The 22,397-nt window shown below is 59.2% G+C and carries 21 protein-coding genes; 6 read left to right on the top strand and 15 right to left on the bottom strand.

Translation table 11 applies throughout. The annotated features are described in order from the left end of the window. Positions 1–60 precede the first annotated feature (60 nt). The 8 genes from RGV06_RS17470 to RGV06_RS17435 form a co-directional block, all read right to left on the bottom strand. A complete protein-coding gene (locus tag RGV06_RS17470; RefSeq protein WP_019824215.1) occupies positions 61–1,050 on the bottom strand; it encodes a septal ring lytic transglycosylase RlpA family protein in 990 nt (329 codons plus the stop codon). Beyond that, positions 1,050–2,060, bottom strand: coding sequence for a lytic murein transglycosylase B (mltB, locus tag RGV06_RS17465; protein ID WP_019824216.1), 1,011 nt, complete (start codon positions 2,058–2,060; stop codon positions 1,050–1,052). Before mltB ends, RGV06_RS17470 begins: the two co-directional genes overlap by 1 nt. 17 nt (positions 2,061–2,077) lie before the next feature. Continuing rightward, complete coding sequence (gene rodA, locus RGV06_RS17460; protein ID WP_162207954.1) at positions 2,078–3,181, bottom strand: rod shape-determining protein RodA; 1,104 nt, start codon at positions 3,179–3,181, stop codon at positions 2,078–2,080. A 31-nt stretch (positions 3,182–3,212) separates the two neighbouring features. Beyond that, a complete protein-coding gene (gene mrdA / locus RGV06_RS17455) occupies positions 3,213–5,108 on the bottom strand; it encodes a penicillin-binding protein 2 (RefSeq protein WP_037031989.1) in 1,896 nt (631 codons plus the stop codon). 13 nt (positions 5,109–5,121) lie between these two features. After that, positions 5,122–5,589, bottom strand: coding sequence for a 23S rRNA (pseudouridine(1915)-N(3))-methyltransferase RlmH (gene rlmH, locus RGV06_RS17450; protein WP_003444191.1), 468 nt, complete (start codon positions 5,587–5,589; stop codon positions 5,122–5,124). A 9-nt stretch (positions 5,590–5,598) separates the two neighbouring features. Continuing rightward, complete coding sequence (rsfS, locus tag RGV06_RS17445) at positions 5,599–6,093, bottom strand: ribosome silencing factor (protein WP_019824223.1); 495 nt, start codon at positions 6,091–6,093, stop codon at positions 5,599–5,601. Between the two features lie 71 nt (positions 6,094–6,164). Continuing rightward, entirely contained in the window at positions 6,165–6,887 is a 723-nt protein-coding gene (gene nadD / locus RGV06_RS17440) for a nicotinate-nucleotide adenylyltransferase (protein ID WP_037031991.1), read from the bottom strand. After that, on the bottom strand, positions 6,856–8,127 hold the full coding sequence (locus RGV06_RS17435; RefSeq protein ID WP_019824228.1) for a glutamate-5-semialdehyde dehydrogenase: 1,272 nt from the start codon (positions 8,125–8,127) through the stop codon (positions 6,856–6,858). Before RGV06_RS17435 ends, nadD begins: the two co-directional genes overlap by 32 nt. A 176-nt stretch (positions 8,128–8,303) precedes the next feature. On the opposite strand from RGV06_RS17435, the gene RGV06_RS17430 reads away from it, so the two are divergent. After that, positions 8,304–8,966, top strand: coding sequence for a DNA-3-methyladenine glycosylase (locus RGV06_RS17430; protein WP_322151909.1), 663 nt, complete (start codon positions 8,304–8,306; stop codon positions 8,964–8,966). Between the two features lie 44 nt (positions 8,967–9,010). Next, on the top strand, positions 9,011–10,327 hold the full coding sequence (locus RGV06_RS17425) for a bifunctional DedA family/phosphatase PAP2 family protein (protein WP_019824232.1): 1,317 nt from the start codon (positions 9,011–9,013) through the stop codon (positions 10,325–10,327). Between the two features lie 11 nt (positions 10,328–10,338). On the opposite strand, the gene RGV06_RS17420 is transcribed toward RGV06_RS17425, so the two are convergent. From RGV06_RS17420 to RGV06_RS17410, 3 genes are read right to left on the bottom strand one after another with little or no spacing between them, the layout of a single operon-like run. Further along, positions 10,339–10,929: an LON peptidase substrate-binding domain-containing protein gene (locus RGV06_RS17420; protein ID WP_019824234.1), complete on the bottom strand. Its 591-nt coding sequence runs from the start codon at positions 10,927–10,929 to the stop codon at positions 10,339–10,341. 10 nt (positions 10,930–10,939) lie between these two features. Next, entirely contained in the window at positions 10,940–11,656 is a 717-nt protein-coding gene (locus RGV06_RS17415; RefSeq protein ID WP_019824235.1) for an LrgB family protein, read from the bottom strand. After that, positions 11,653–12,015, bottom strand: coding sequence for a CidA/LrgA family protein (locus tag RGV06_RS17410; protein ID WP_019824238.1), 363 nt, complete (start codon positions 12,013–12,015; stop codon positions 11,653–11,655). Before RGV06_RS17410 ends, RGV06_RS17415 begins: the two co-directional genes overlap by 4 nt. Positions 12,016–12,200: 185 nt before the next feature. On the opposite strand from RGV06_RS17410, the gene RGV06_RS17405 reads away from it, so the two are divergent. Next, positions 12,201–13,883 carry a C13 family peptidase gene (locus RGV06_RS17405; protein WP_322150681.1) on the top strand — a complete coding sequence of 561 codons (1,683 nt, stop codon included), beginning with the start codon at positions 12,201–12,203 and terminating at the stop codon, positions 13,881–13,883. Positions 13,884–13,932: 49 nt separating this feature from the next. After that, entirely contained in the window at positions 13,933–14,574 is a 642-nt protein-coding gene (locus RGV06_RS17400; protein WP_019824241.1) for an oxidoreductase, read from the top strand. 15 nt (positions 14,575–14,589) lie between these two features. On the opposite strand, the gene RGV06_RS17395 is transcribed toward RGV06_RS17400, so the two are convergent. The 4 genes from RGV06_RS17395 to RGV06_RS17380 form a co-directional block, all read right to left on the bottom strand. Continuing rightward, a complete protein-coding gene (locus RGV06_RS17395) occupies positions 14,590–14,877 on the bottom strand; it encodes a YceK/YidQ family lipoprotein (protein WP_019824243.1) in 288 nt (95 codons plus the stop codon). Continuing rightward, the gene (ubiX, locus tag RGV06_RS17390) at positions 14,870–15,499 is read right to left on the bottom strand and encodes a flavin prenyltransferase UbiX (protein WP_019824244.1); all 630 of its coding nucleotides are present in this window, start codon (positions 15,497–15,499) and stop codon (positions 14,870–14,872) included. The genes RGV06_RS17395 and ubiX overlap by 8 nt, the downstream gene beginning before the upstream one ends. Next, on the bottom strand, positions 15,496–16,845 hold the full coding sequence (gene mpl / locus RGV06_RS17385) for a UDP-N-acetylmuramate:L-alanyl-gamma-D-glutamyl-meso-diaminopimelate ligase (RefSeq protein ID WP_322150679.1): 1,350 nt from the start codon (positions 16,843–16,845) through the stop codon (positions 15,496–15,498). The genes ubiX and mpl overlap by 4 nt, the downstream gene beginning before the upstream one ends. 147 nt (positions 16,846–16,992) lie before the next feature. After that, entirely contained in the window at positions 16,993–18,879 is a 1,887-nt protein-coding gene (locus tag RGV06_RS17380) for a sigma-54-dependent Fis family transcriptional regulator (RefSeq protein ID WP_322150678.1), read from the bottom strand. Between the two features lie 346 nt (positions 18,880–19,225). On the opposite strand from RGV06_RS17380, the gene RGV06_RS17375 reads away from it, so the two are divergent. Together RGV06_RS17375 and eat are read left to right on the top strand one after the other, a co-directional pair. Further along, positions 19,226–20,746: an aldehyde dehydrogenase family protein gene (locus tag RGV06_RS17375; protein ID WP_019824248.1), complete on the top strand. Its 1,521-nt coding sequence runs from the start codon at positions 19,226–19,228 to the stop codon at positions 20,744–20,746. A 158-nt stretch (positions 20,747–20,904) separates the two neighbouring features. After that, positions 20,905–22,350 carry an ethanolamine permease gene (gene eat / locus RGV06_RS17370; RefSeq protein WP_019824250.1) on the top strand — a complete coding sequence of 482 codons (1,446 nt, stop codon included), beginning with the start codon at positions 20,905–20,907 and terminating at the stop codon, positions 22,348–22,350. Positions 22,351–22,397 lie beyond the last annotated feature (47 nt).

Here is a 22,397-nt window from a genome sequence, read left to right as displayed (position 1 = left end):
CTTGACCTCTGCAACTGCGTTTGGGCCCCTGATGCTCCGGGCCCAACGCTTTGATCGGTGTTACTGATCCGACGTCACAACACTTGGCTGGCCCAAATTGGCCAGGCGCACGCTGTTTTGCGTTTGCTGTACTTCGCCCGCCGAAGCAATGGGCCCCAGGCGCACTCGATGCAAGGTTTGCTGATTGCGCACAATCGAGCTGATGAACACAGGGGTACTGACCATGCCACTGAGCTTGGAACGAAGCAACTCGGCGGCGTCCGGATTGGCAAAGGCGCCTACCTGCAAATACGTACCCTGCCCCTTGGGCAGGGTGCTGACCGGTACGACATCGGCGGCATGCTGCTGCGCCGGTGGCGTCCATTGCTCAATCTTGCCGGTAGAGACGGTCGGAGCGGTGTTCTGGGCCATTTTCGGCTCATTGAGCATCAAGGGTGCCGGACGACCGCGCTGGGCCCACCAGGCTTGAGGGTCAATGCCTTCAACCTTGACCCGTGCCGTACCGGTTTCGGCATAGCCCAGTTTCTTGGCGGCAGCGTAGGACAGGTCGATGATGCGGTCCGAATAAAACGGTCCACGGTCGTTAACCCGCAGGACTACGGCCTTGCCGTTATCGAGATTAGTTACTTTGACGTAGCTGGGCAGCGGCAGGGTTTTATGTGCCGCGCTCATGCCGTACAGGTCATACACTTCGCCATTGGCCGTGTTTTGACCGTGAAACTTGGTGCCGTACCAGGACGCAGTGCCAGAGGCCACGTAGGTCTTGGACTCTTGCATCGGAAAGTAGGTCTTGCCCAGAACCGAGTACGGTGCAGCCTTGTAAGGACCGCTGTGCAGGGTCGGCGTGGCATCCGGGATACGAGACACGTCGACATCCCACCATGGTGCGCCATCTTTATGCGCGCGGTTGATGTCCAGACCTGGCTTGGAACTGACACCGGCAGACGTTTGCGGAGTCGTCGTGCGGCTGCTGGAGCAACTCACCACCAGTAGCGCGATAGCGGCGCAGGCGGCGAGCTTCAAAGGTGTACGGATCGCTAGAAACGGCATTACTTGTTGCCCCGTGCTTGAACCAGCAGGTCGGACAGTTGATGCACTGCCATGGCGTACATCACGCTTCGGTTGTAGCGCGTGATCGCATAAAAATTCTTCAGGCCCATCCAGTATTCAGGGCCGTCGGCGCCTTCAAGACGGAACGCCGTCACCGGCATGTCGTCGCGCAGCGCATCATGACTCGACCAGCCCAGCGCTCGCAACTCCCCGACGGTCTTGACCGGCTCGATGCCCTGAGTCAGGCCTTCATCGACCCGATCGCCTCGCACATCGGCGCGAATCACCACCGGCTCACCCGCTACCCAGCCATGACGCTTGAAGTAGCTGGCAACGCTGCCAATAGCATCGTCCGGATTGCTCCAGATATTGATATGACCATCACCGTCGAAGTCCACGGCATAGGCGCGAAAGCTGCTCGGCATGAACTGCGGCAAACCCATCGCCCCGGCATAAGAGCCTTTAAGGGTAAGCGGGTCGACTTGTTCTTCGCGGGTCAGCAGCAGGAACTCACGCAGTTCCTTACGGAAAAATTCGGCACGGGGCGGGTAATCGAACCCCAGGGTCGACAGTGCATCGATCACCCGGTAGTTGCCCGTATTACGACCATAAAAGGTCTCAACGCCGATGATCGACACAATCACCTGGGCTGGAACCCCGTACTCCTGCTCGGCGCGGGCCAGTACGGCTTCGTGCTCACGCCAAAAATCGACACCTCGGGCAACCCGGGCGTCGGTCAAAAACATCGGGCCGTATTCTTTCCACTGTTTGACGCGTTCAGCCGGTCGGGAAATGGCATCGAGAATGCTCTGTTTGCGCTCGGCCTCACGGAATACGCCCATCAGTTGCTCGCCAGCGAATCCGTAGTCGCGGGTCATTTCACCGACGAACTCCGCCACCTGGGGTGAGCCCTCGTAGTCACCGGCTACGGCGCTCTGCGCTGCCCCGAATAGACCCAACAGGCCTACCCATGACGCGTATCGAGCGGCCCAGCCACGCATTGCTTGCATTGAATAATTCACCTTAATCAAACTTGTGCGATCCACTTGCGATGTGTGTGAATCGACATCAAAACCCCAAACGCTGACAACAGCGTCACGAGCGAAGTGCCGCCGTAACTGATAAATGGCAATGGCACGCCCACTACCGGTAACAAGCCACTGACCATACCGATGTTGACGAAAACATAAACAAAAAACGTCATGGTCAGGCTGCCTGCCAGCAATTTGCCGAACAGCGTCTGTGCCTGGGCGGTAATCACCAGGCCACGACCGATCAACAGCAAGTAAATCAGCAGCAGCGCACAAATACCGACAAGCCCGAATTCTTCACCCATCACCGCAATAATGAAGTCGGTGTGGCTCTCCGGGAGAAAGTCCAGGTGCGACTGGGTGCCCAGCAGCCAGCCCTTGCCGAACACCCCGCCCGAACCGATGGCGGCCTTGGACTGGATGATGTTCCAGCCGGTGCCCAGCGGATCGCTTTCAGGATCGAGGAACGTCAGAACCCGCTGCTTCTGGTAGTCGTGCATAACGAAAAGCCACATGGCAATCGCCACAGGTACCGTCGCAGCCAGCACACTGAGGATCCAGCGCCAGCGCAGCCCGCCCATGAACAATACAAACGCACCGCCCGCCAATACCAGCAAGGCCGTGCCCAGGTCGGGCTGGCGCACAATCAGGGCAAAGGGCACCCCGATCAGCATCAGACTGACCGCCACGTGTTTGAGCTGCGGCGGTAACGTGCGCTTGGACAGGTACCAGGCGATGGTCGCCGGCATGAGGATTTTCATGAACTCCGAGGGCTGGAAGCGAATCACCCCGGGGATGTTGATCCAGCGTGTGGCGCCCATAGCGTTGTGGCCCATGACGTCAACCACCACCAGCAACAGCACGCCTGCCAGATAACCGATCGGTACCCAGCGAGCCATAAAACGCGGTTCAAGCTGAGCGATGATGAACATCGACACCAGCCCGATCCCAAATGAAGTTGCCTGTTTGCTCAGCAGATCCCAGCTTTTGCCGCTTGCCGAATACAGCACGAACAGGCTGCCAGCCGCCAGAGTCAGCAACAAAATCAGCAGCGGGCCATCGATATGCAAACGCTGAAGCAGCGTGGCACGGCGACGCATCACGTCCTCACTGGAGAGGATACGGTCGAAATTACTGATCATCAGCCGGAACCTCTGCCTTTACGGGACCGCCGTACTCGGGTTTGAGTTTGCCGTCTTCACCCAGCAACCAGGCGTCCATGACCTTGCGCACTACGGGCGAGGCTACGCGGCTACCGGCTTCGCCGTTTTCAATCATGACCGACACGGTAATTTGCGGGTTATTGGCCGGAGCAAAGCCGACGAACAAGGCGTGGTCGCGGTGACGCTCCTGAACCTTGGAGCGGTCATATTTTTCACCCTGCTTGATGGCTACTACCTGCGCCGTACCGCTCTTGCCGGCAATCAGGTATTGCGCGCCAACGCCCGCAACCCGCGCCGTACCGCGTGCGCCATGCACCACTTGCTGCATGCCGTGGTTGACCTTGGCCCAATTGGACGGGTCACGCAGAACGATGTCCGGCACCGGATCCGGATCCACCGGCGGCACGCCTTCGATGGTCTTGGCCAGGTGCGGACGAATCCACTTGCCTTTGCTGGCAATCAGCGCCGTGGCCTGGGCCAGCTGCAAAGGCGTGGACTGCATGTAACCCTGACCGATCCCCAGAATCAGCGTCTCCCCCGGGAACCAGGCCTGACGCCGGGTGGCGCGCTTCCACTCGCGGGACGGCATCAGACCGGCGGACTCTTCGAACATGTCCAGGGAGACCTTTCGCCCGATACCGAACTGATTCATGTAGGTCGACAGGCGATCAATCCCCAGCTTGTGGGCCAGGTCATAAAAATAGGTGTCGTTGGAGCGCATGATCGCGGTGTCCAGATCGACGTAGCCATCACCGGTGCGGTTCCAGTTACGGTATTTGTGATCGTAATTGGGCAACTGGTAATAGCCGGGGTCGTAAACCCGCGACGAGCCGGTGATCACGCCGCTGTCCAGGCCAGCAATCGCTACCGCAGGCTTGATCGTCGAGCCCGGTGGATACAGGCCGCGCAAGATACGGTTGAACAACGGTCGATCAATCGAATCGCGCAGTTCGGCATAAGCCTTGAAGCTGATGCCGGTCACGAACAGGTTTGGGTCAAAGCTCGGCTGGCTCACCATGGCCAGCACTTCGCCCGTCATCGGGTTAAGTGCAACCACGGCGCCACGGCGCCCTGCCAGCGCTTCTTCGGCCGCTTCCTGAAGTTTGATATCGAGACTGAGCACGATGTCTTTGCCAGGGATCGGGTCGGTACGCTTGAGTACCCGCAATACCCGGCCCCGGGCATTGGTTTCGACTTCTTCGTAACCCACCTGACCGTGCAGCTCGGCTTCGTAGAAGCGCTCGATGCCGGTTTTGCCGATATGGTGAGTACCGCTGTAATTGACCGGATCGAGGGTTTTAAGCTCTTTCTCGTTGATCCGCCCCATGTAACCCACTGAGTGCGCAAAATGCGCGCCTTGGGGGTAATGGCGCACCAACTGCGCAACCACCTCGACCCCGGGCAGGCGGAACTGGTTGACGGCAATCCGGGCGATCTGCTCTTCGTTTAGCTCAAACAGAATAGGCACCGGCTCAAATGGCCGCCGCCCCTGCTTCATGCGCTTCTCGAACAGCGCGCGATCTTCGGGCGCAAGCTGCAGCACTTCGACAATAACGTCGAGCACTTGCTGCCAGTCGCCAGAACGCTCACGGGTCATGCTCAGGCTGAAGCTGGGACGGTTGTCCGCAATCACCACGCCATTGCGGTCAAAGATCAAACCCCGTGTAGGCGGGATCGGCTGCACATGCACCCGGTTGTTTTCTGACAAGGTGGAGTGGTACTCGTACTGCACCACCTGCAGATAATAAAGCCGCGCGAGCAATACACAGATCAGCCCCACCACCACAAATGCGCCGACCACGACGCGTCCGCGCACAAGGCGTGAGTCTTTCTCGTGGTCTTTAAGGCGAATCGGCTGAGACATTCAGGGCGCTGAGCTATTTGTGATACGGGTGCCCGGACAACACTGTCCAGGCGCGATACAACTGCTCACCGATCAGAATCCTTACCAACGGGTGCGGCAACGTCAATGGCGAAAGCGACCAGCGCTGATCCGCGCGTGCGCAGACTTCCGGCGCCAGCCCTTCCGGGCCACCGACCATAAAGTTCACCGTGCGCGAATCCAGGCGCCAGCGGTCGAGTTCAACCGCCAACTGCTCGGTACTCCACGGTTTGCCGTGCACTTCGAGGGTGACGATCCGCTCTCCGGGGCCGACTTTGGCCAGCATGGCCTCGCCTTCCTGACGGATGAATCGAGCCACGTCGGCATTCTTGCCACGGGTATTGAGCGGTATTTCCACCAGTTCAAGGGCCAGTTCGGATGGCAGACGCTTGGCATATTCATGCCAGCCTTCTTCCACCCATTTAGGCATACGCGAACCGACAGCGATCAAACGCAGGCGCACAGCGAACCCTTACTCTTGGTCTTTGTTGAGCTTCAGGAAGTGCTCGTGGGTGTTTTCCGGGCTGTGGTGAGCAGCACTGCCTGCACGGCTTTGCTCAGCACCGGCCCACAGACGCTCCAGGTCGTAGAACTGACGGGCGCTGGCGGTCATCATGTGAACGATCACGTCGTCCATATCCAACAGAACCCAGTCGCTGTCACCCTTGCCTTCTTCGCCCAACGGCTTGACGCCCAGAGCCTTGACGGCTTCACGGATCTTGTCGAGCATCGCGCCGATCTGACGGTTGGACGTACCGGTGGCGATGATCATGAAGTCAGTGATGCTGTGCTTGTCACGAACGTCGATGACCTGGATGTCCTGGGCCTTGACGTCTTCCAGAGCTGCTACAGCTACCTTGACCAGCTCTTCGCCCTTGAGAGGCTCGTTGCTGAAGGTTTTTTCTGGCAGAGGGGCGCTTTTGAACGTGCCTTTGCGCTTTACTTTGCTTACATCTTTGTCAGTCATATAAAACTCGTTTTGCTCGTATGTTCGGGTGTTTCAATACACGTCAATTCGCGCCTTGAAACACTCCCTTTTTAGTTCGACGCACGGTAAAGCCCGTGCGCATCGATGTAGGCCAGGACCGCGTCGGGCACCAGGTAACGTACCGACTTACCGCTGGCCAGCAGTTGACGGATCTGGGTGGCGGATACCGCGAGCGGCGTCTGCCAAACGAATGCAATCTGTCCGCTTGCCCCCTTCAGGGCCAGCGGGTCGCTTACCGAGCGCGCTGCCAGCAGGTTGCGCAAGGCATCCGGCGGTTCGCTGTCGGCATCCGGGCGCTGTAGCACCAGGATATGGCAATGCTGGAGCAACTCTTCCCAGCGATGCCACGTGGGCAGGCCGCAAAAAGCGTCCCAACCCAACAGTAAAAACAACTGGTCGTCCGCGGCCATTTCGGCCCGCATCAGTTCCAGCGTATCGATCGTGTAGGACGGTTTGTCCCGTTGCAGCTCCCGCGCGTCCACTACCAGCGTAGCCACTCCTGCGACAGCACACTCGACCATCGCCAAACGGTCATGAGCTGACACTTGGGGCGTATCGCGGTGGGGCGGCCTGGCATTGGGAGTCAGACGAAGCTCGTCGAGCCCCATCATTTCAGCCACTTCAAGTCCGCCACGCAGATGCCCGATATGCACCGGATCGAAGGTTCCACCCAGCACGCCTATGCGCAGGGGTAACGCTTCGATTTTCGGTGTCGGCCCTGACGCTTTAAGAGCGACCAAGTCAGACCGGCTCCTGACCGCGCAACTGGCCATCACCGACCACAATGTACTTCTCGCAGGTCAGACCTTCGAGACCTACCGGGCCGCGGGCGTGCAGCTTATCAGTAGAAATGCCAATCTCCGCACCCAATCCGTATTCAAATCCATCAGCAAAGCAGGTTGGTGTGTTGAGCATCACGGAACTGGAGTCCACTTCGGCCATAAAACGCCGGGCTTCACCCTGATGTTCAGTCACGATCGAGTCGGTGTGGTGAGAGCCGTAGTGATTGATATGTTCAATCGCCTGATCAAGCCCGTCGACGATGCGAATCGACAAAATCGCGTCCAGGTACTCGGTGTTCCAGTCTTCTTCGGTCGCCGCCACCACATCGATCAACGCCCGGGTGCGTTCGCAACCGCGCAGTTCGACGCCCTTGGCGCGAAATTGTTCAGCCATTGCCGGCAGAAACGCTGCAGCCACCGCCTGGTCCACCAGCAGGGTTTCCATCGCCCCGCAAATGCCATAACGGTAGGTTTTGGCGTTGAACGCAATACGCTGGGCCTTGGCCAGATCGGCCTGGGCACTGACGTACACATGGCAAATGCCGTCAAGGTGTTTGATGACTGGCACCTTGGCATCACGGCTGACACGTTCGATCAGGCCTTTGCCACCCCGTGGCACGATCACGTCAACGTACTCTGGCATGGTGATCAATGCGCCCACTGCAGCACGATCGGTCACTTCAACCACTTGCACCACGGCTGGCGGCAAACCGGCCTCGGCCAGTCCTCGCTGAATGCAGACCGCAATGGCACGATTGGAGTGAATCGCCTCGGAACCACCGCGCAGAATGGTCGCGTTGCCTGACTTCAGGCACAGACTGGCTGCATCAATGGTCACGTTCGGACGAGATTCATAGATGATTCCGACTACACCCAGTGGTACGCGCATCTTGCCAACCTGAATACCCGAGGGGCGGTAGCTCATGTCGCGGATCGCGCCGATGGGGTCTGGCAGGCTTGCCACCTGACGCAAACCGACAATCATGCTGTCGATGCGTGCAGGGGTCAGCGCCAGGCGCTCCAGCATGGCGGGCTCAAGGCCGTTGGCCCGGCCGGCGGCCAGGTCCAGTTCGTTGGCGGCAACAAGCTCCAGGCGAGCGGCATCCAGTGCAGCAGCAGCGCCGTGCAGGGCACGGTTCTTCTGCGCAGTACTGGCACGGCCAATCACGCGGGAAGCTTCGCGAGCAGCGCGACCCAAGCGGGTCATATAGTCAAGAACGGACTCAGTCATGGTCTCAAGGGTCTTGGCAGGGAGGAAAGCGGCCGATTATAGCGGTCCAACCGCCTTACGCACAGCGGTGGCAGGCGGATGGTCGAAATGGACTACAAATACACGGCGTTCAGCCCCGATTAAGCATGACTTGCTATTATCTGACCCTTTTCAGCTATCCACTGACCGTCCTGAAAATGCCAATGATGCTGCCAGATGCCTTTTTCGACCGCGACGCCCAGCTTCTTGCTCGCGAACTGCTGGGCAAAGTCATCCGCCATCGGGTCAACGGCCTGTGGCTCAGTGCCCGGATTATCGAAACCGAAGCCTATTACATCGTAGACAAGGGCAGCCACGCATCGCTGGGCTACACCGAAAAACGCAAGGCGCTGTTTCTGGATGGCGGGCATATTTATATGTATTACGCCCGTGGCGGCGATTCTTTGAACTTCAGCGCCCAGGGTCCCGGCAACGCGGTACTGATCAAATCCGCCTACCCGTGGCTGGACAACTTGTCGGGCCCGGACAGCCTGGCGCAGATGCAACTCAACAACCCTGACACCCAAGGTAACCCTCGCCCCGAGCAGAAACTCTGCGCCGGGCAAACCCTGCTTTGTAAAGCACTGGGCCTCAAAGTCCCCGTTTGGGATGCAAAATGTTTCGACCCCGAACGTTTATGGGTCGATGACGTCAGAGAAAAACCTTCGCGAATCATCCAGACCTCTCGCCTGGGCATACCCCATGGACGGGACGAACATTTGATGTACCGCTTTGTTGACGCTGATTACGCTGCGTATTGCACACGAAACCCCCTACGCCGCGGTCAGGTCGAGGGGCAGGATTATTTGATAGTGAAATGAAAGCACCCTCACGGGGCTTTTGACTTGAACAAGGAAATTGAAACATGGGCCCGTGGCTCGATAGCGTAACCGGCTGGCTGACAGCCAACCCGCAATGGCTGGGCCTTGCGGTGTTTATTGTGGCGTGCGTGGAGTGCCTGGCGATTGCCGGGATCATCGTTCCCGGCACCGTGCTGTTGTTCGCCATTGCCGTCATGGCTGGCAGCGGCGCCTTGTCACTGGGCCAAACGTTACTGCTGGGCTTTCTCGGCGGGCTGTTGGGTGACGTGGTGTCTTACGCCCTGGGCAGACGCTTCCACCAGAACATTCGACGTTTGCCACTCTTGCGCACACATCCCGAATGGATGAATGGCGCCGAGAGCTACTTCCATCGCTATGGCATTGTCAGTCTGTTGATCGGCCGCTTTATTGGCCCGTTGCGCCCCATGCTGCCGATGGTGGCCGGGATGTGCGACATGCCGATCCCTCGATTTATCGGCGTGAGCCTGCTGGCGGGCGCAGGCTGGGCAGTTGCGTACCTGCTTCCAGGCTGGGCAACCGGCGCAGCTATTCGCCTGCCACTGCCCGAAGGCTTCTGGCCTCAGGCCGCCATCGTTGCCGTAGGCCTGGTTGCCCTGCTGGGGCTGAGCATCAATGCCAGCATCCGTCGCCAACCCAGAACCACACTACTGATCGGCGCATTGAGCCTGACCCTGCTGCTGGCCGTTTTCATTGGCTACCCGCACATGACGGCCTTCGACCAGGGCATCAATGCGCTGGTACAGGAGCATCGCAGCAGCGCCATGGACACCGCTGCGGTGCTGGTTACGCAAATCGGCAACTTCCGCACGCAGTTTTTAGCGGCGGCACTGGTGTGCGTCATTCTGCTGTTCACAAAGCAATGGCGGGCGATGTGGTTCTTTGGCGGGGTCACGCTGTTTACAGCCCTGGCCAATACGTCGACCAAACACTTTTTCGCCCGGGTACGCCCCGAAGTGCTGGTCGACCCCCTGACCAGCTACAGCATGCCCAGTGGGCACAGCTCGGGAGCCTTTGCTTTTTTTGTAGCCCTGGCGATTCTGGCCGGACGCAATCAGCCACAGCGCATGCGCGTTACCTGGGTGTTACTCGGGTGCTTGCTGGCGATCACCGTGGCGATGTCGCGGGTATATCTGGGTGCTCATTGGCCAACCGATATCACCGCAGGCGCCCTGCTCGCCATCACCGTCAATGCATTCGCGCTGGCGCTGAGCCAGCGGTTTATGCCGCTTGAACCCATTCCACAGAAAATCTGGTGGCTGATCTTGCCTTCGGTAACTGCGCTTTACGGCTTTTTCATGCTGGCCCACATGTCCAAAGAGCTGCTGCGCTACGCCTATTGAACCCGAAACTGTCAGGTGAACGCCTCGCCCTGAATCTCATCGAGCAGCACTTGAATCCCGTCCAGACGCTGCTGCGGGTCATCGACCTGCAGCAGCTCAATCTTGTCTGCTTCGGCAAAAGGCAACAGGTACGCCAGTTGATTGGCCAATGACTGCTGCCCCGCGACTTCGGTATTCATGCTCAAGGCTGCGACCATCGGGTGCTCGGCCAAAGCCTTGAGCAAGGCCAGCAGGTCCTGGTCTTCATCCTGAAGCGGCTGTTCGGGGATCTCGCTCAGCCATTCGACCTGCGCTACCAACAACTGGTCGCGCTGCAACTCAGTACTCAGCACCTCAAAGCGGCGCCCACCTTCGACCCGAATTCCCAGCAGTCCATTGTCCTGGCGCTGAAAGTCGCGGATCAGCGCTTCGCAGCCGATCCCGGCGATGTCTTGTGGGGCATTGCCGACTTCTCGGCCATCAAGGATGCACACCACGCCAAAGCCCGTGCCTTGCTTCATGCAGCGGGCAATCATGTCCAGGTAGCGCGCTTCAAAAATCTGCAGATCCAGTACACACCCCGGAAACAGTACCGTCTTCAAAGGAAACAGTGGCAACGTCATACACTCACCCTTACACCACGAGGGTCACGGCCAACGGCAAAAATACCGCCGTGGCAACGCCCATCAAACTCATCGCCAACGCTGCAAAAGCACCGCACTCTTCACTCTCATGCAAGGCCACCGACGTGCCGACTGCATGTGCCGTCATCCCCAGTGCCATGCCCCGGGCCTCCGGGCTATGAACCCCCAAAAGCTGTAACAGGCCAGGCCCGCAAATGGCGCCAATCACTCCAGTGATCAACACAAACACCGCCGCCAGTGCCGCCACACCGCCAATCTGTTCAGCCACCAACATAGCAATCGGCGAGGTGACGGATTTGGGCGCAAGGGTCATCAACATCATGTGCTCTGCCCCAAACCACCACGCCAGCAGCACCACCAGACCGGTGGCAAACACACCGCCAACCACCAGCGTAGTTAAAATAGGCCAGAACAATTGATGAATTCGTCGCAGGTTCAGGTACAGCGGCACCGCCAGCGCCACCGTCGCAGGCCCCAGCAAGATACTCAGGATATTCGTGCTCTCACGGTACTCGGCATAGCTCAAGCCGCAACTGAGCAACACACCGATCACCAGCAGCATTGAGGCCAGTACGGGCTGCAGGAAAATCCAGCGGGTTTTTTCGTAAGCCGCAAGCACCAGTTGATAGGCGCCCAAGGTGATGCCGATACCAAACAGCGGATGATGGATCACTGATTCCCAGGCGCCTTGCCATTGAACGCTCATGGCCGCTCCTCAGGATGACTGTGACGCTTGAGCAAGCGTTGCATCAGCACGCCCACAAACGCCATCGAGAGTAACAACGACAGTACCAGCGCCCCGACGATAGCCCAAAAGTCAGCAGCAATATCAGCGGCATACACCATGACGCCCACGGCGGGTGGCACCAGCAGCAAAGGTAGATAACGCAACAGGCTGCTGGCAGCCAGACTCAATGGCTCGCCGACCTGTCCCCGCACCATAAAAAACCCCAGCAACAGCAGCAGCCCAATAATAGGGCCGGGCAACACGGGGACGAACAAGTGATTGAGCGCAGTGCCCAGCAATTGAAACAGCACCAGCCACGTCAAGCCGCGTAACAACATCTCACCTCTCCAGCGAATATTTTTGTGCCGCATTATAAGCACGTCCCCGCCACCACCGGCATTGCCAAACCTTGCCGGCCCGGGCTCACACAGCAACACTGAATTAGTCTCGATGTTTCATCCGGGCCTATAGACACCCTCCATTGCTACGGCATACTCGGTGGCTTAATTATCCGGATCACGCTATGCGCCCATTTGCCCCCCTTGCTTTGACCCTGCTGCTGACGGCCTGCGGTGACGGTGAATCGCTGTTACCGCCAGACGCACGCCTGCCCGATGGCGGGCGTTATCGTGGCGAAGTGGTCAACGGGTTGCTGCAAGGCCAGGGACGCATCGACTACCCCAATGGCAGCTGGTACGCAGGCGACTTCAAAAATGGCCTGTGGCAAGGCCAGGGTGAATGGCACGCCAGTAATGGCGATGTGTATCGCGGCGGGTTTGAACAAGGCTTATTCAGCGGCCAAGGCAGCCTGACCACTCACGACAGCACTTATGTGGGCGGTTTCAAGCAAGGGCGACGCGAAGGTGAAGGCACGCGCAAAGAAGCCGGCTTAAGCTATCGAGGGGATTTCAAGGATGACCAGTTCTCGGGCAACGGCCAGCTTGAACTGGAAGACGGCAGCCAGTACAAAGGCCAGTTTTCCCACGGCAAGCCCCACGGGGAAGGGATGCGCAGCGATGCCAGCGGCAATGAATTCACCGGCCAGTTCGTCAATGGCGAGCTGGAGGGCAACGGCGTCTTCAACAGTGCCGACGGCGACCAGTACGAAGGCGCGTTCAAGCACAATCAGTTGAACGGTAAAGGTCGCTATGAAAATACCGACGGAGATGTCTGGGTCGGCGAGTTCAAAGACGGCGCATTGACCGGCAAGGGCGAGCTGATCGGCATCGACGGCAGCCACTATCGCGGCATGTTCAACGAATGGCGCTTCAACGGTCAGGGCCATTTGAGCTTGCCCGACGCCAGCACTTATGTGGGCGGATTTGCCGCAGACACCTACCAGGGCGAGGGCACCCTGACGCTGGCCGATGGCACCGTGCAAAGCGGTTTCTGGGTTAACGGCCAGCGGGTCCGCGATGCCAATGGCACTGTCTTGCCCGACCCGCTGGAACTGGGGTTGCTCAACCAAGGCACGCTGCTCAACGAGGCATTGGCGGGTGTTGCACCGTCGACACCGGCCATTGAGCTGTACAGCCTAGTGCTCGCAGGCGACGGCAAGCAGAGCGTGTTCAAGCGTGAAGCCGATTACGTCAACGACATGCTCGCCAGTCGCTTTGGCAGCCGCGGCCAGATCACGCTGGTAAACCACCGTGATCACCTGCTCGATCGCCCCATGGCCACCCGCGAGAATCTGCACCGTGCGGCCCTTACCCTGGCCGAACGCACTGGCCCGGAAGACCTGATATTTATTTACCTGACCAGCCACGGCACACAAGAGCACGAACTGGTGCTGGATCAGCCCCGCCTGGAGCTGGCAGATCTGCCCGCTGACGAACTGGCGGCGGCGCTGGCCCCCCTGAAAAACCGCGACAAGGTCATCGTGATTTCATCCTGCTATTCGGGCGGCTTTATCCCCGCACTCAAGGATGAAAAAACCCTGATCATGACCGCATCCAAGGCTGATCGCGTGTCCTTCGGCTGCTCGGAAGAAGCCGACTTCACCTACTTCGGCAATGCCTTGTTTGCTCAGGCCCTGAACCAGACAGACGATTTGCAAAAAGCCTTCAAGCTGGCCAAACACTACGTCGCCGAGCGTGAGCTGGCTGATGGCTACGAACCTTCCGAACCTCAAATATGGGCGCCAAAAGGCGTTCTGAACCACTGGCAACGCTTGCGTCATCAACAAGCAAAACAGGCTTTGCAGTAAGCAAATAACCCTGGAATGGCTAAGCTGGTTGTATCAAGGGAGAAACACTATGCACTTGACGCCTTCACATATTTTGCTCGCTGGAGCCACCGGTCTTACGGGCGAACTGTTGCTCGACCGCCTGCTCAATGAACCCACCATCACTCGCGTGCTTGCCCCTTCGCGCAAGCCTCTGGCGGCGCATCCGCACCTGGAAAACCCGGTAGGTGATCCAGCCGTATTCCTGCCCCAGCTCAGTGGCCGGGTCGATGTGGCCTTCTGCTGCCTGGGCACCACAATCAAACAGGCAGGCTCGGAAGCTGCATTCCGCGCAGTGGACCATGACATGGTGGTGGCTTTCGCCAAACGCGCGCGAGAAATGGGTGCCCGACACCTGATTGTGGTCAGTGCCATTGGCGCCGACCCAAAATCGTCGGTGTTCTATAACCGTGTCAAAGGCGAAATGGAGCAATCGCTGCGCGCCCAAAACTGGCCGCAACTGACCATCGCACGCCCTTCGCTACTCCTGGGAGACCGTGTAGAGCCTCGACTGGCCGAGCAAATCGCTGGGCCATTATCCAAACTGATTCCGGGCAAGTACCACGGCATCGAGGCCTGCCAACTGGCTCGGGCCCTTTGGCGCCTGGCGCTGGAAGAACAGGACGGCGTGCGGGTGATTGAGTCGGATGACTTACGCAAGCTGGGCAAGTAGCCCGCCACCGGTTCGCTACAAACCACCACTGGCCTGAAACCCGACACCCAGCGCGGTCAGCACCGACAACGGCAACACTACCGTGTCGAGCAACGCGCTGGCGGGCAGGTCCAGACCGGGGTATCGCGGGGCCTCGGCTCCAAAGCGATCCTTGGCGCAACACCCGCCTTGCAACGCATACAGATCAAGCCGGGTGCCCGAATAGACAATCGGTGCACCCGGCTTTGCTGCATTGAGCGTACGTACGCTGGCGCAACCACACACCAGAGCCGCCGCCAGCAAAGCCAAAAGCGCTTTATTCATCGCCGCCTACATGGTGCTCACCCCATCGCGGGAGCATGTCCTGGGGGATGTTGAGCAGGTTGAGGATCCGCGCCACCACAAAGTCCACCAGGTCATCGATGGTTTGCGGCTGATGATAGAAACCGGGAGACGCTGGCATGATCACGGCCCCCATATTGGACAGCTTGAGCATGTTCTCCAGATGGATGCTGGAGTACGGCGCCTCACGCGGCACCAGAATCAACTGGCGACGCTCCTTGAGGGTCACGTCGGCCGCCCGCTCCACCAGATTGTTGCAGGCGCCAGTAGCAATCGCCGACAGCGTACCCGTCGAACAGGGCACCACCACCATCGCCGCCGGAGCACCTGACCCCGAAGCCACCGGGGACATCCAGTCTTCCTTGCCGTACACCCGAATCTGCCCGGCAGCAGCCCCGGTGTATTCAGTCAGGAACGTCTGCATCGCCTGTGGTTTGGCCGGCAGGCTGACGTCGGTTTCGGTTGCCATCACCAATTGCGCCGCCTTGGAGATCAGGAAGTGCACTTCGCGATCCTCCCGCACCAGACAATCGAGCAAACGCAGGGCGTACTGCATGCCCGATGCGCCGGTGACGGCCAGGGTTATACGCTCCGGGCCGCTCATTGCAGCGCGTCCGCCAGCTTGCCATGCAGCCCGCCGAAGCCGCCGTTACTCATGATCACCACATGGGCGCCCGGCTTAACCTGGGCCTTGACCTCGGCAATGATGGCTTCCAGCGAATCGCAGACCTTCGTCGGCACAGGACTCGACGCAACTGTCGCCGCCAGATCCCAGCCCAGATTGGCCGGTGCGTACCAGACCACGTGATCGGCCTGAACCACACTTTGCGGCAAACCATCACGGTGAGCACCGAGCTTCATGGAGTTGGAGCGCGGCTCAATCACGGCAATCAGCGGTGCATCACCAATGCGCTTGCGCAGGCCGTCGAGCGTGGTCGCGATCGCAGTCGGGTGGTGGGCGAAATCGTCGTAAATGGTAATGCCGTGAACTTCAGCGACTTTTTCCATCCGACGTTTCACGCTTTTAAAGGCGCTCAAGCCATCAATCGCCAGGTTCGGCACAACGCCCACATGGCGTGCAGCCGCCAGGGTCGCCAAGGCATTGGCCACGTTGTGCTGGCCGGTCATGTCCCACTCGACAGTGCCCTGCATGACGCCGTCAAACAGCACCTCAAAACGCGAACCGTCTTCGCTGAGCAGACGAGCTTGCCATTGGCCGCCCTCGCCCGTGGTTTGCACCGGCGTCCAGCAGCCCATCTCGATCACACGCTGCAAGGCAGGCTCGGTGGTCGGATGGATCACCAGCCCTTCGCTCGGAATGGTGCGCACCAGATGATGGAATTGGCGCTCGATGGCAGACAAGTCCGGGAAGATATCGGCGTGATCGAACTCAAGGTTGTTGAGGATCGCCGTACGCGGGCGGTAGTGAACGAACTTCGAGCGCTTGTCGAAAAAGGCGCTGTCATATTCATCGGCTTCAACCACAAAGAACGGCGTGACTCCCAGACGGGCCGATACCGCAAAGTTTTGCGGCACGCCACCGATCAGGAACCCCGGCGCCATGCCTGCGTGTTCCAGCACCCAGGCCAGCATACTGCTGGTAGTGGTTTTGCCATGGGTGCCGGCCACGGCCAGCACCCAGCGGCCTTGCAGCACATGGTCGGCGAGCCATTGCGGGCCCGACACATACGGCAAGCCCTTGTTGAGTACGTACTCCACCGCCGGGTTGCCCCGCGACAACGCATTACCGATCACCACCACATCTGGAGCCGGATCGAGCTGAGACGGGTCATAGCCCTGAGTCAATTCAATACCCTGAGCCTGCAGCTGGGTGCTCATTGGCGGATAAACGTTAGCGTCAGAGCCGGTAACGTGATGGCCCAGTTCTTTGGCAAGAACCGCCAGCGAACCCATGAAAGTGCCGCAAATACCAAGAATATGAATGTGCATAGTCGACCTCGTAAATCATCGGCGAAGGGTAGCGCAGGGGGGTGAGTTTCGCACCTGATGATTCATGTGGGAGCGGGCTTGCTCGCGATGACATCACCGCGGTTTGCCAGGCAGACCGCAGCTCCCACACACGTGAAGTCGCTCTGCTCAGCGCTCAATCCCATGCTTGCGCAGCTTTCTATAAAGGGTATTGCGGCTAACCCCCAATTGCAGCGCCGTATGGGTCATGTGCCAGCGGTGCAGTTCGAGCGCCAGCAACAAGGCGTGCTTTTCGGCATCTTCAAGCGGGTGCTCACAAGGTTCCGGGACCCTGGACGGAGCCAGGCGAATAGTGGCAGGCAAGTCGCCGAACTGGATTACGTCGTCGTCACACAAAGCCGCCAGGGTGCGCAGCACATTACGCAATTGGCGCACGTTGCCCGGCCAGGCAAACTCCAGCAGCGCCTCGCGCGCGCGCTGGCTGATCCGCAACGGTTGTCCGCCCGCCTCCTCTGCCAGCAAGAAGTCCAGCAACTGCGACTTGTCAGTGCGATCGCGCAACGCTGGCAGACCAACCTCCAGCCCGTTAAGACGGTAATACAAATCTTCGCGAAAGCTGCCGTGGGCTACGCGCTCCTGCAAGTTGCGGTGCGTGGCACTGATGATGCGCACGTTAACCTCTAGTGGTTCGCCACCAATCGGCACCACCAGACGGTCTTCCAGCACTCTTAATAGACGGGTTTGCAGCGCCAGAGGCATATCGCCGATTTCATCCAGGAACAAGGTGCCACCATCGGCCTGCTGCAACTTGCCTTGCATGCCCTCCTTGCGGGACCCGGTAAAGCTGCCGCCGCGGTAACCGAACAGCTCGCTCTCGATCAGGCTCTCCGGAATAGACGCGCAGTTGAGCGCCACAAAAGGTTGGCTGCTACGCAAACTGGCCTGATGCACGGCCTTGGCAAAGGCTTCTTTACCGGAGCCGGTTTCGCCGTTGATCAGCAGCGGCACATCGCGCTCAAACACCCGCAACGCACGGCGAAAATCGACCTGCAGGGCTTCATCCCCAAGACAAATCCCGCCAAGGCGCGACAATTGCGGCTCAACATGTACCGCGACCGGAACAGGCGCACGTCGTGCTTGACCGCGCAGCGCCGCAAACAGTCGGCGGCCATCGCGAGTGCGCAGCGGCCAACTGGTAGTCGCCTGGGGAGTGGCCCGGGCGAACAAGTCGTCGCGCGGGCAATCGAACACACTCTCGATCAATTGCCCGATCAACCCGTCACGCACGTGGCCCAGCAGGTTCAAGGCACTTTGGTTAACGGCGCAAATAATCCCGTCACCATCAAAGGCCAGCATGCCTTCACTGAACAGCCCGACCGACTCCGCCTGCAGGTGAAACCGCAGCAGCCACTGGTTTTCGAAATGGCCCAGAAAGTAGCTGTTTTCGATGATTTTGGCCGAGAGATTGACCAGCGCCATGGTATGAAACTGGCTCTGGCGCGAAGCTTCGTGACGGGCCGAAGACACATCCAGCACCGCCAGCAACTCACCTTGGGGATCAAACACAGGGCTCGCCGAACAGGTCAGCCCGGTATGTCGACCGCGAAAGTGTTCGTCCTGATGGATCGTCAATGCCTGGCGCTCCACCAGACAAGTGCCAATCCCGTTGGTGCCCTCCCGCGCTTCGCTCCAGTCGGCACCCAGCCAAAGACCGGCCTGTTCAAACACCTTGCGCTCGGAGGGGGCGGTGACACAGTTGAGAATTACCCCTCGGGCATCTGTGAGCAGCACAGCATGCCCGGCACCGGAGAGTTGCTGGTGCAAGCTGTTCATTTCATGACCGGCGATTTTCAGCACCTGCTGCAACCGCTCGCGGCCTTCGAGAATGCGGCCTTGCTCAAGCACGGTCGGAGCGATGGTTTGTGCGGGATCGAGGTGATAATCCTCAAGGCATCGTTGCCAGGAACGAACGATAGACGGGTCGCACCCTTGAGGGCGCCCTTGGGTGACATCTATGACTTGCCGTGCGTGACGGCTCAAATCGGTGCTGTGCATTTCTTATTGTTCTCCGCTCTGTTTCGGTGGCCTCACGCTCGACAGAGGCAACCCACCCTCAGCGGCAACAGAGATCCAGTCCAAACCGAATGCCCAGCATCCTCTGGCATGCGGCCCATTGCAATCACGAACTGACTCACCGGTCGTCGACCGTACCGTCGATGGTACAAATTGTCACAACGGCTGTATCAGCCCTGTCACAGCACCCCCTGCCCAATCGCCTCAAAAAAGCCTTGAAGCCACGGTTTACAAGGACTTCACAAATATGGCCCAGCCCTTGCTCCTGCTTGTATCAGCGCCACAGCGCGTCCTCCCATAAGCACAATAAAGCCAGGAGACACACACCATGCGTTACGCACAACCCGGTACTGAAGGCTCGATCGTCTCGTTCAAGAGCCGTTACGGTAACTACATCGGCGGCGAATTCGTGGCGCCCGTCAAAGGCCAGTACTTCACCAATACCTCGCCTGTGAACGGCAAAGCCATCGCCGAATTCCCGCGTTCGACCGCAGAAGACATCGACAAAGCCCTCGACGCCGCCCATGCCGCCGCCGATGCCTGGGGCGCGACATCCGTGCAGGCTCGCTCGCTGGTGCTGTTGAAAATCGCTGATCGCATCGAACAAAATCTCGAACTGCTGGCCGTGACCGAAACCTGGGACAACGGTAAAGCAGTACGCGAAACCCTTAATGCAGACGTGCCGCTGGCAGCCGACCACTTCCGCTATTACGCCGGTTGCATCCGCGCACAAGAAGGCAGCGCGGCCGAGATTGACGGCAATACCGTGGCCTACCACATCCACGAACCGCTGGGCGTGGTCGGGCAGATCATCCCCTGGAACTTCCCGCTGCTGATGGCCGCCTGGAAACTTGCGCCAGCACTGGCTGCCGGTAACTGCGTAGTCCTCAAACCCGCCGAGCAAACCCCGCTGAGCATCACGGTGCTGATGGAACTGATCGGCGACCTGTTGCCACCCGGCGTCCTCAACGTCGTGCAAGGTTTCGGCAAGGAAGCTGGCGAAGCGCTGGCCACCAGTAAGCGTATTGCCAAGATTGCCTTCACCGGCTCCACACCCGTGGGCTCGCACATCATGAAATGTGCTGCCGAAAACATCATTCCGTCGACCGTTGAACTGGGCGGCAAGTCGCCGAACATCTTCTTCGAAGACATCATGCAGGCTGAGCCAACCTTCATCGAGAAAGCCGCTGAAGGCCTGGTGCTGGCGTTCTTCAACCAGGGTGAAGTCTGCACGTGCCCATCGCGGGCACTGATTCAGGAGTCGATCTACGACGACTTCATGAAAGTGGTGATGAAAAAAGTCGAGTCGATCAAGCGTGGCGACCCGCTGGACACCGACACCATGGTCGGCGCCCAGGCGTCCGAGCAGCAATTCGACAAGATCCTGTCCTACCTTGAAATCGCCAAGGCTGAAGGCGCCGAGCTGCTGACCGGCGGCCAAGTGGCTAAACTCGAAGGCGACCTGGCAACCGGCTATTACATCCAGCCGACCCTGCTCAAGGGCACCAACAAAATGCGCGTATTCCAGGAAGAAATCTTTGGCCCGGTGGTCAGCATCACCACCTTCAAGGACGAAGCCGAAGCGCTGGCGATCGCCAACGACACCGAGTTTGGTCTGGGTGCAGGCCTGTGGACTCGCGACATCAACCGCGCCTACCGCATGGGCCGCGCAATTAAGGCCGGTCGTGTGTGGACCAATTGCTATCACCTGTACCCGGCACATGCGGCGTTCGGTGGTTACAAAAAATCCGGCGTTGGCCGTGAGACCCACAAAATGATGCTCGACCACTATCAGCAGACTAAAAACCTGCTGGTGAGCTACGACATCAACCCGCTGGGCTTCTTCTAAGCCCGCAAACCCGTAGGAGCGAGCCTGCTCGCGAAGGCCGTTTGCGAGCAGGCTCGCTCCTACAACGGGTTTCAACTGCTCTATACCGAGCCTTTGGCCCAGCTCTTGCTTTGCTCCCTGTCATATTTTCTCAAACTATAAAAGAACAGGTGACTCCCATGCCTAGCGAACCTACTCCCGCTTCGGCGGCATCCTCTGTCGACTTTGAAAAAGTCGGCAGTGAATATTTCCAACAACGAGAATTGAAAAAAGGCGCTGCCGGCTGGGTCCTGCTGGTGGGCCTGGGCGTGGCCTATGTGATTTCCGGCGACTATGCCGGCTGGAACTTTGGTCTGGCCCAAGGCGGCTGGGGCGGGATGTTTATCGCCACATTGCTGATGGCCACCATGTACTTGTGCATGTGCTTTTCGCTGGCTGAACTGTCTTCGATGATCCCCACCGCCGGTGGCGGCTATGGCTTTGCGCGCAGCGCATTCGGGCCTTGGGGCGGGTTTCTGACCGGTACCGCCATCCTGATCGAGTACGCCATCGCGCCCGCAGCCATTGCAGTGTTTATTGGCGCCTACTGCGAGTCGCTCTTCGGAATTGGCGGCTGGATGATCTATCTGGCGTTCTACATCATCTTTATCGGCATCCATATTTTCGGGGTCGGCGAAGCGCTCAAGCTGATGTTTATCATCACCGCCGTGGCCGCAATTGCGCTTGGGGTGTTTCTGGTCGCGATGGTGCCGCACTTCAGTGTCGCCAACCTGCTGGATATCCCGGTCACCGAAGCCAAAGGCGCCAGCCCCTTCCTGCCGTTCGGTTATGTCGGCGTCTGGGCCGCCATTCCCTACGCAATCTGGTTTTTCCTCGCAGTCGAAGGCGTGCCGCTGGCCGCTGAAGAAACCAAAAACCCCAAGCGCGACCTGCCTCGCGGCCTGATTGGCGCCATGCTGGTACTGGCCACCTTCGCCCTGCTGATTCTGGTGATTGGTCCAGGGGGCGCGGGGGCAAACAGCTTGATGACCTCGGGTAATCCGCTGGTTGAAGCACTGAGCAAGGCTTACGGCGGCTCGACCTGGATGGGCAGCTTTGTGAACCTGGTGGGCCTGGCCGGTTTGATCGCCAGCTTCTTCTCGATTATTTACGCTTACTCGCGTCAGATATTCGCCCTGTCCCGCGCAGGCTACTTGCCGCGCAAACTGTCCGAAACCAACAAGAGCAAGGCTCCCGTTCTGGCCTTGATCATTCCCGGCATTATCGGTTTCGGCCTGTCGCTGACCGGCCAGGGCGACTTGCTGATTCTCGTGGCAGTGTTTGGCGCAACGATTTCCTACGTGCTGATGATGGCCGCGCATATCACCCTGCGCATTCGTCGCCCCAAAATGGAGCGTCCGTATCGCACGCCGGGCGGTATTTTCACTTCAGGCATCGCTTTGGTGCTCGCTTGCGTCGCAGTAGTCGCCGGGTTCCTGGTAGATCCACGGGTGGTGATTGGCGCTGCGGTGATCTATGGAGTATTAATTGCCTACTTCGCTTTCTACAGTCGCCACCACTTGGTGGCCGGCACGCCGGAAGAGGAATTCGCGGCTATTCAACAGGCCGAAAAGGCCCTGCATTAACCGCTGAGAAATCCGCCAGACGCGCTGCGTCTGGCGTCATGGAGCAC

The sequence above is a fragment of the Pseudomonas sp. CCI3.1 genome (assembly GCF_034313985.1).
Taxonomy (GTDB): Bacteria; Pseudomonadota; Gammaproteobacteria; order Pseudomonadales; family Pseudomonadaceae; genus Aquipseudomonas; species Aquipseudomonas psychrophila.
The sequence above is the reverse complement of the archived record's forward strand: the minus strand, read 5'-3'. Positions and strand labels throughout refer to the sequence as shown.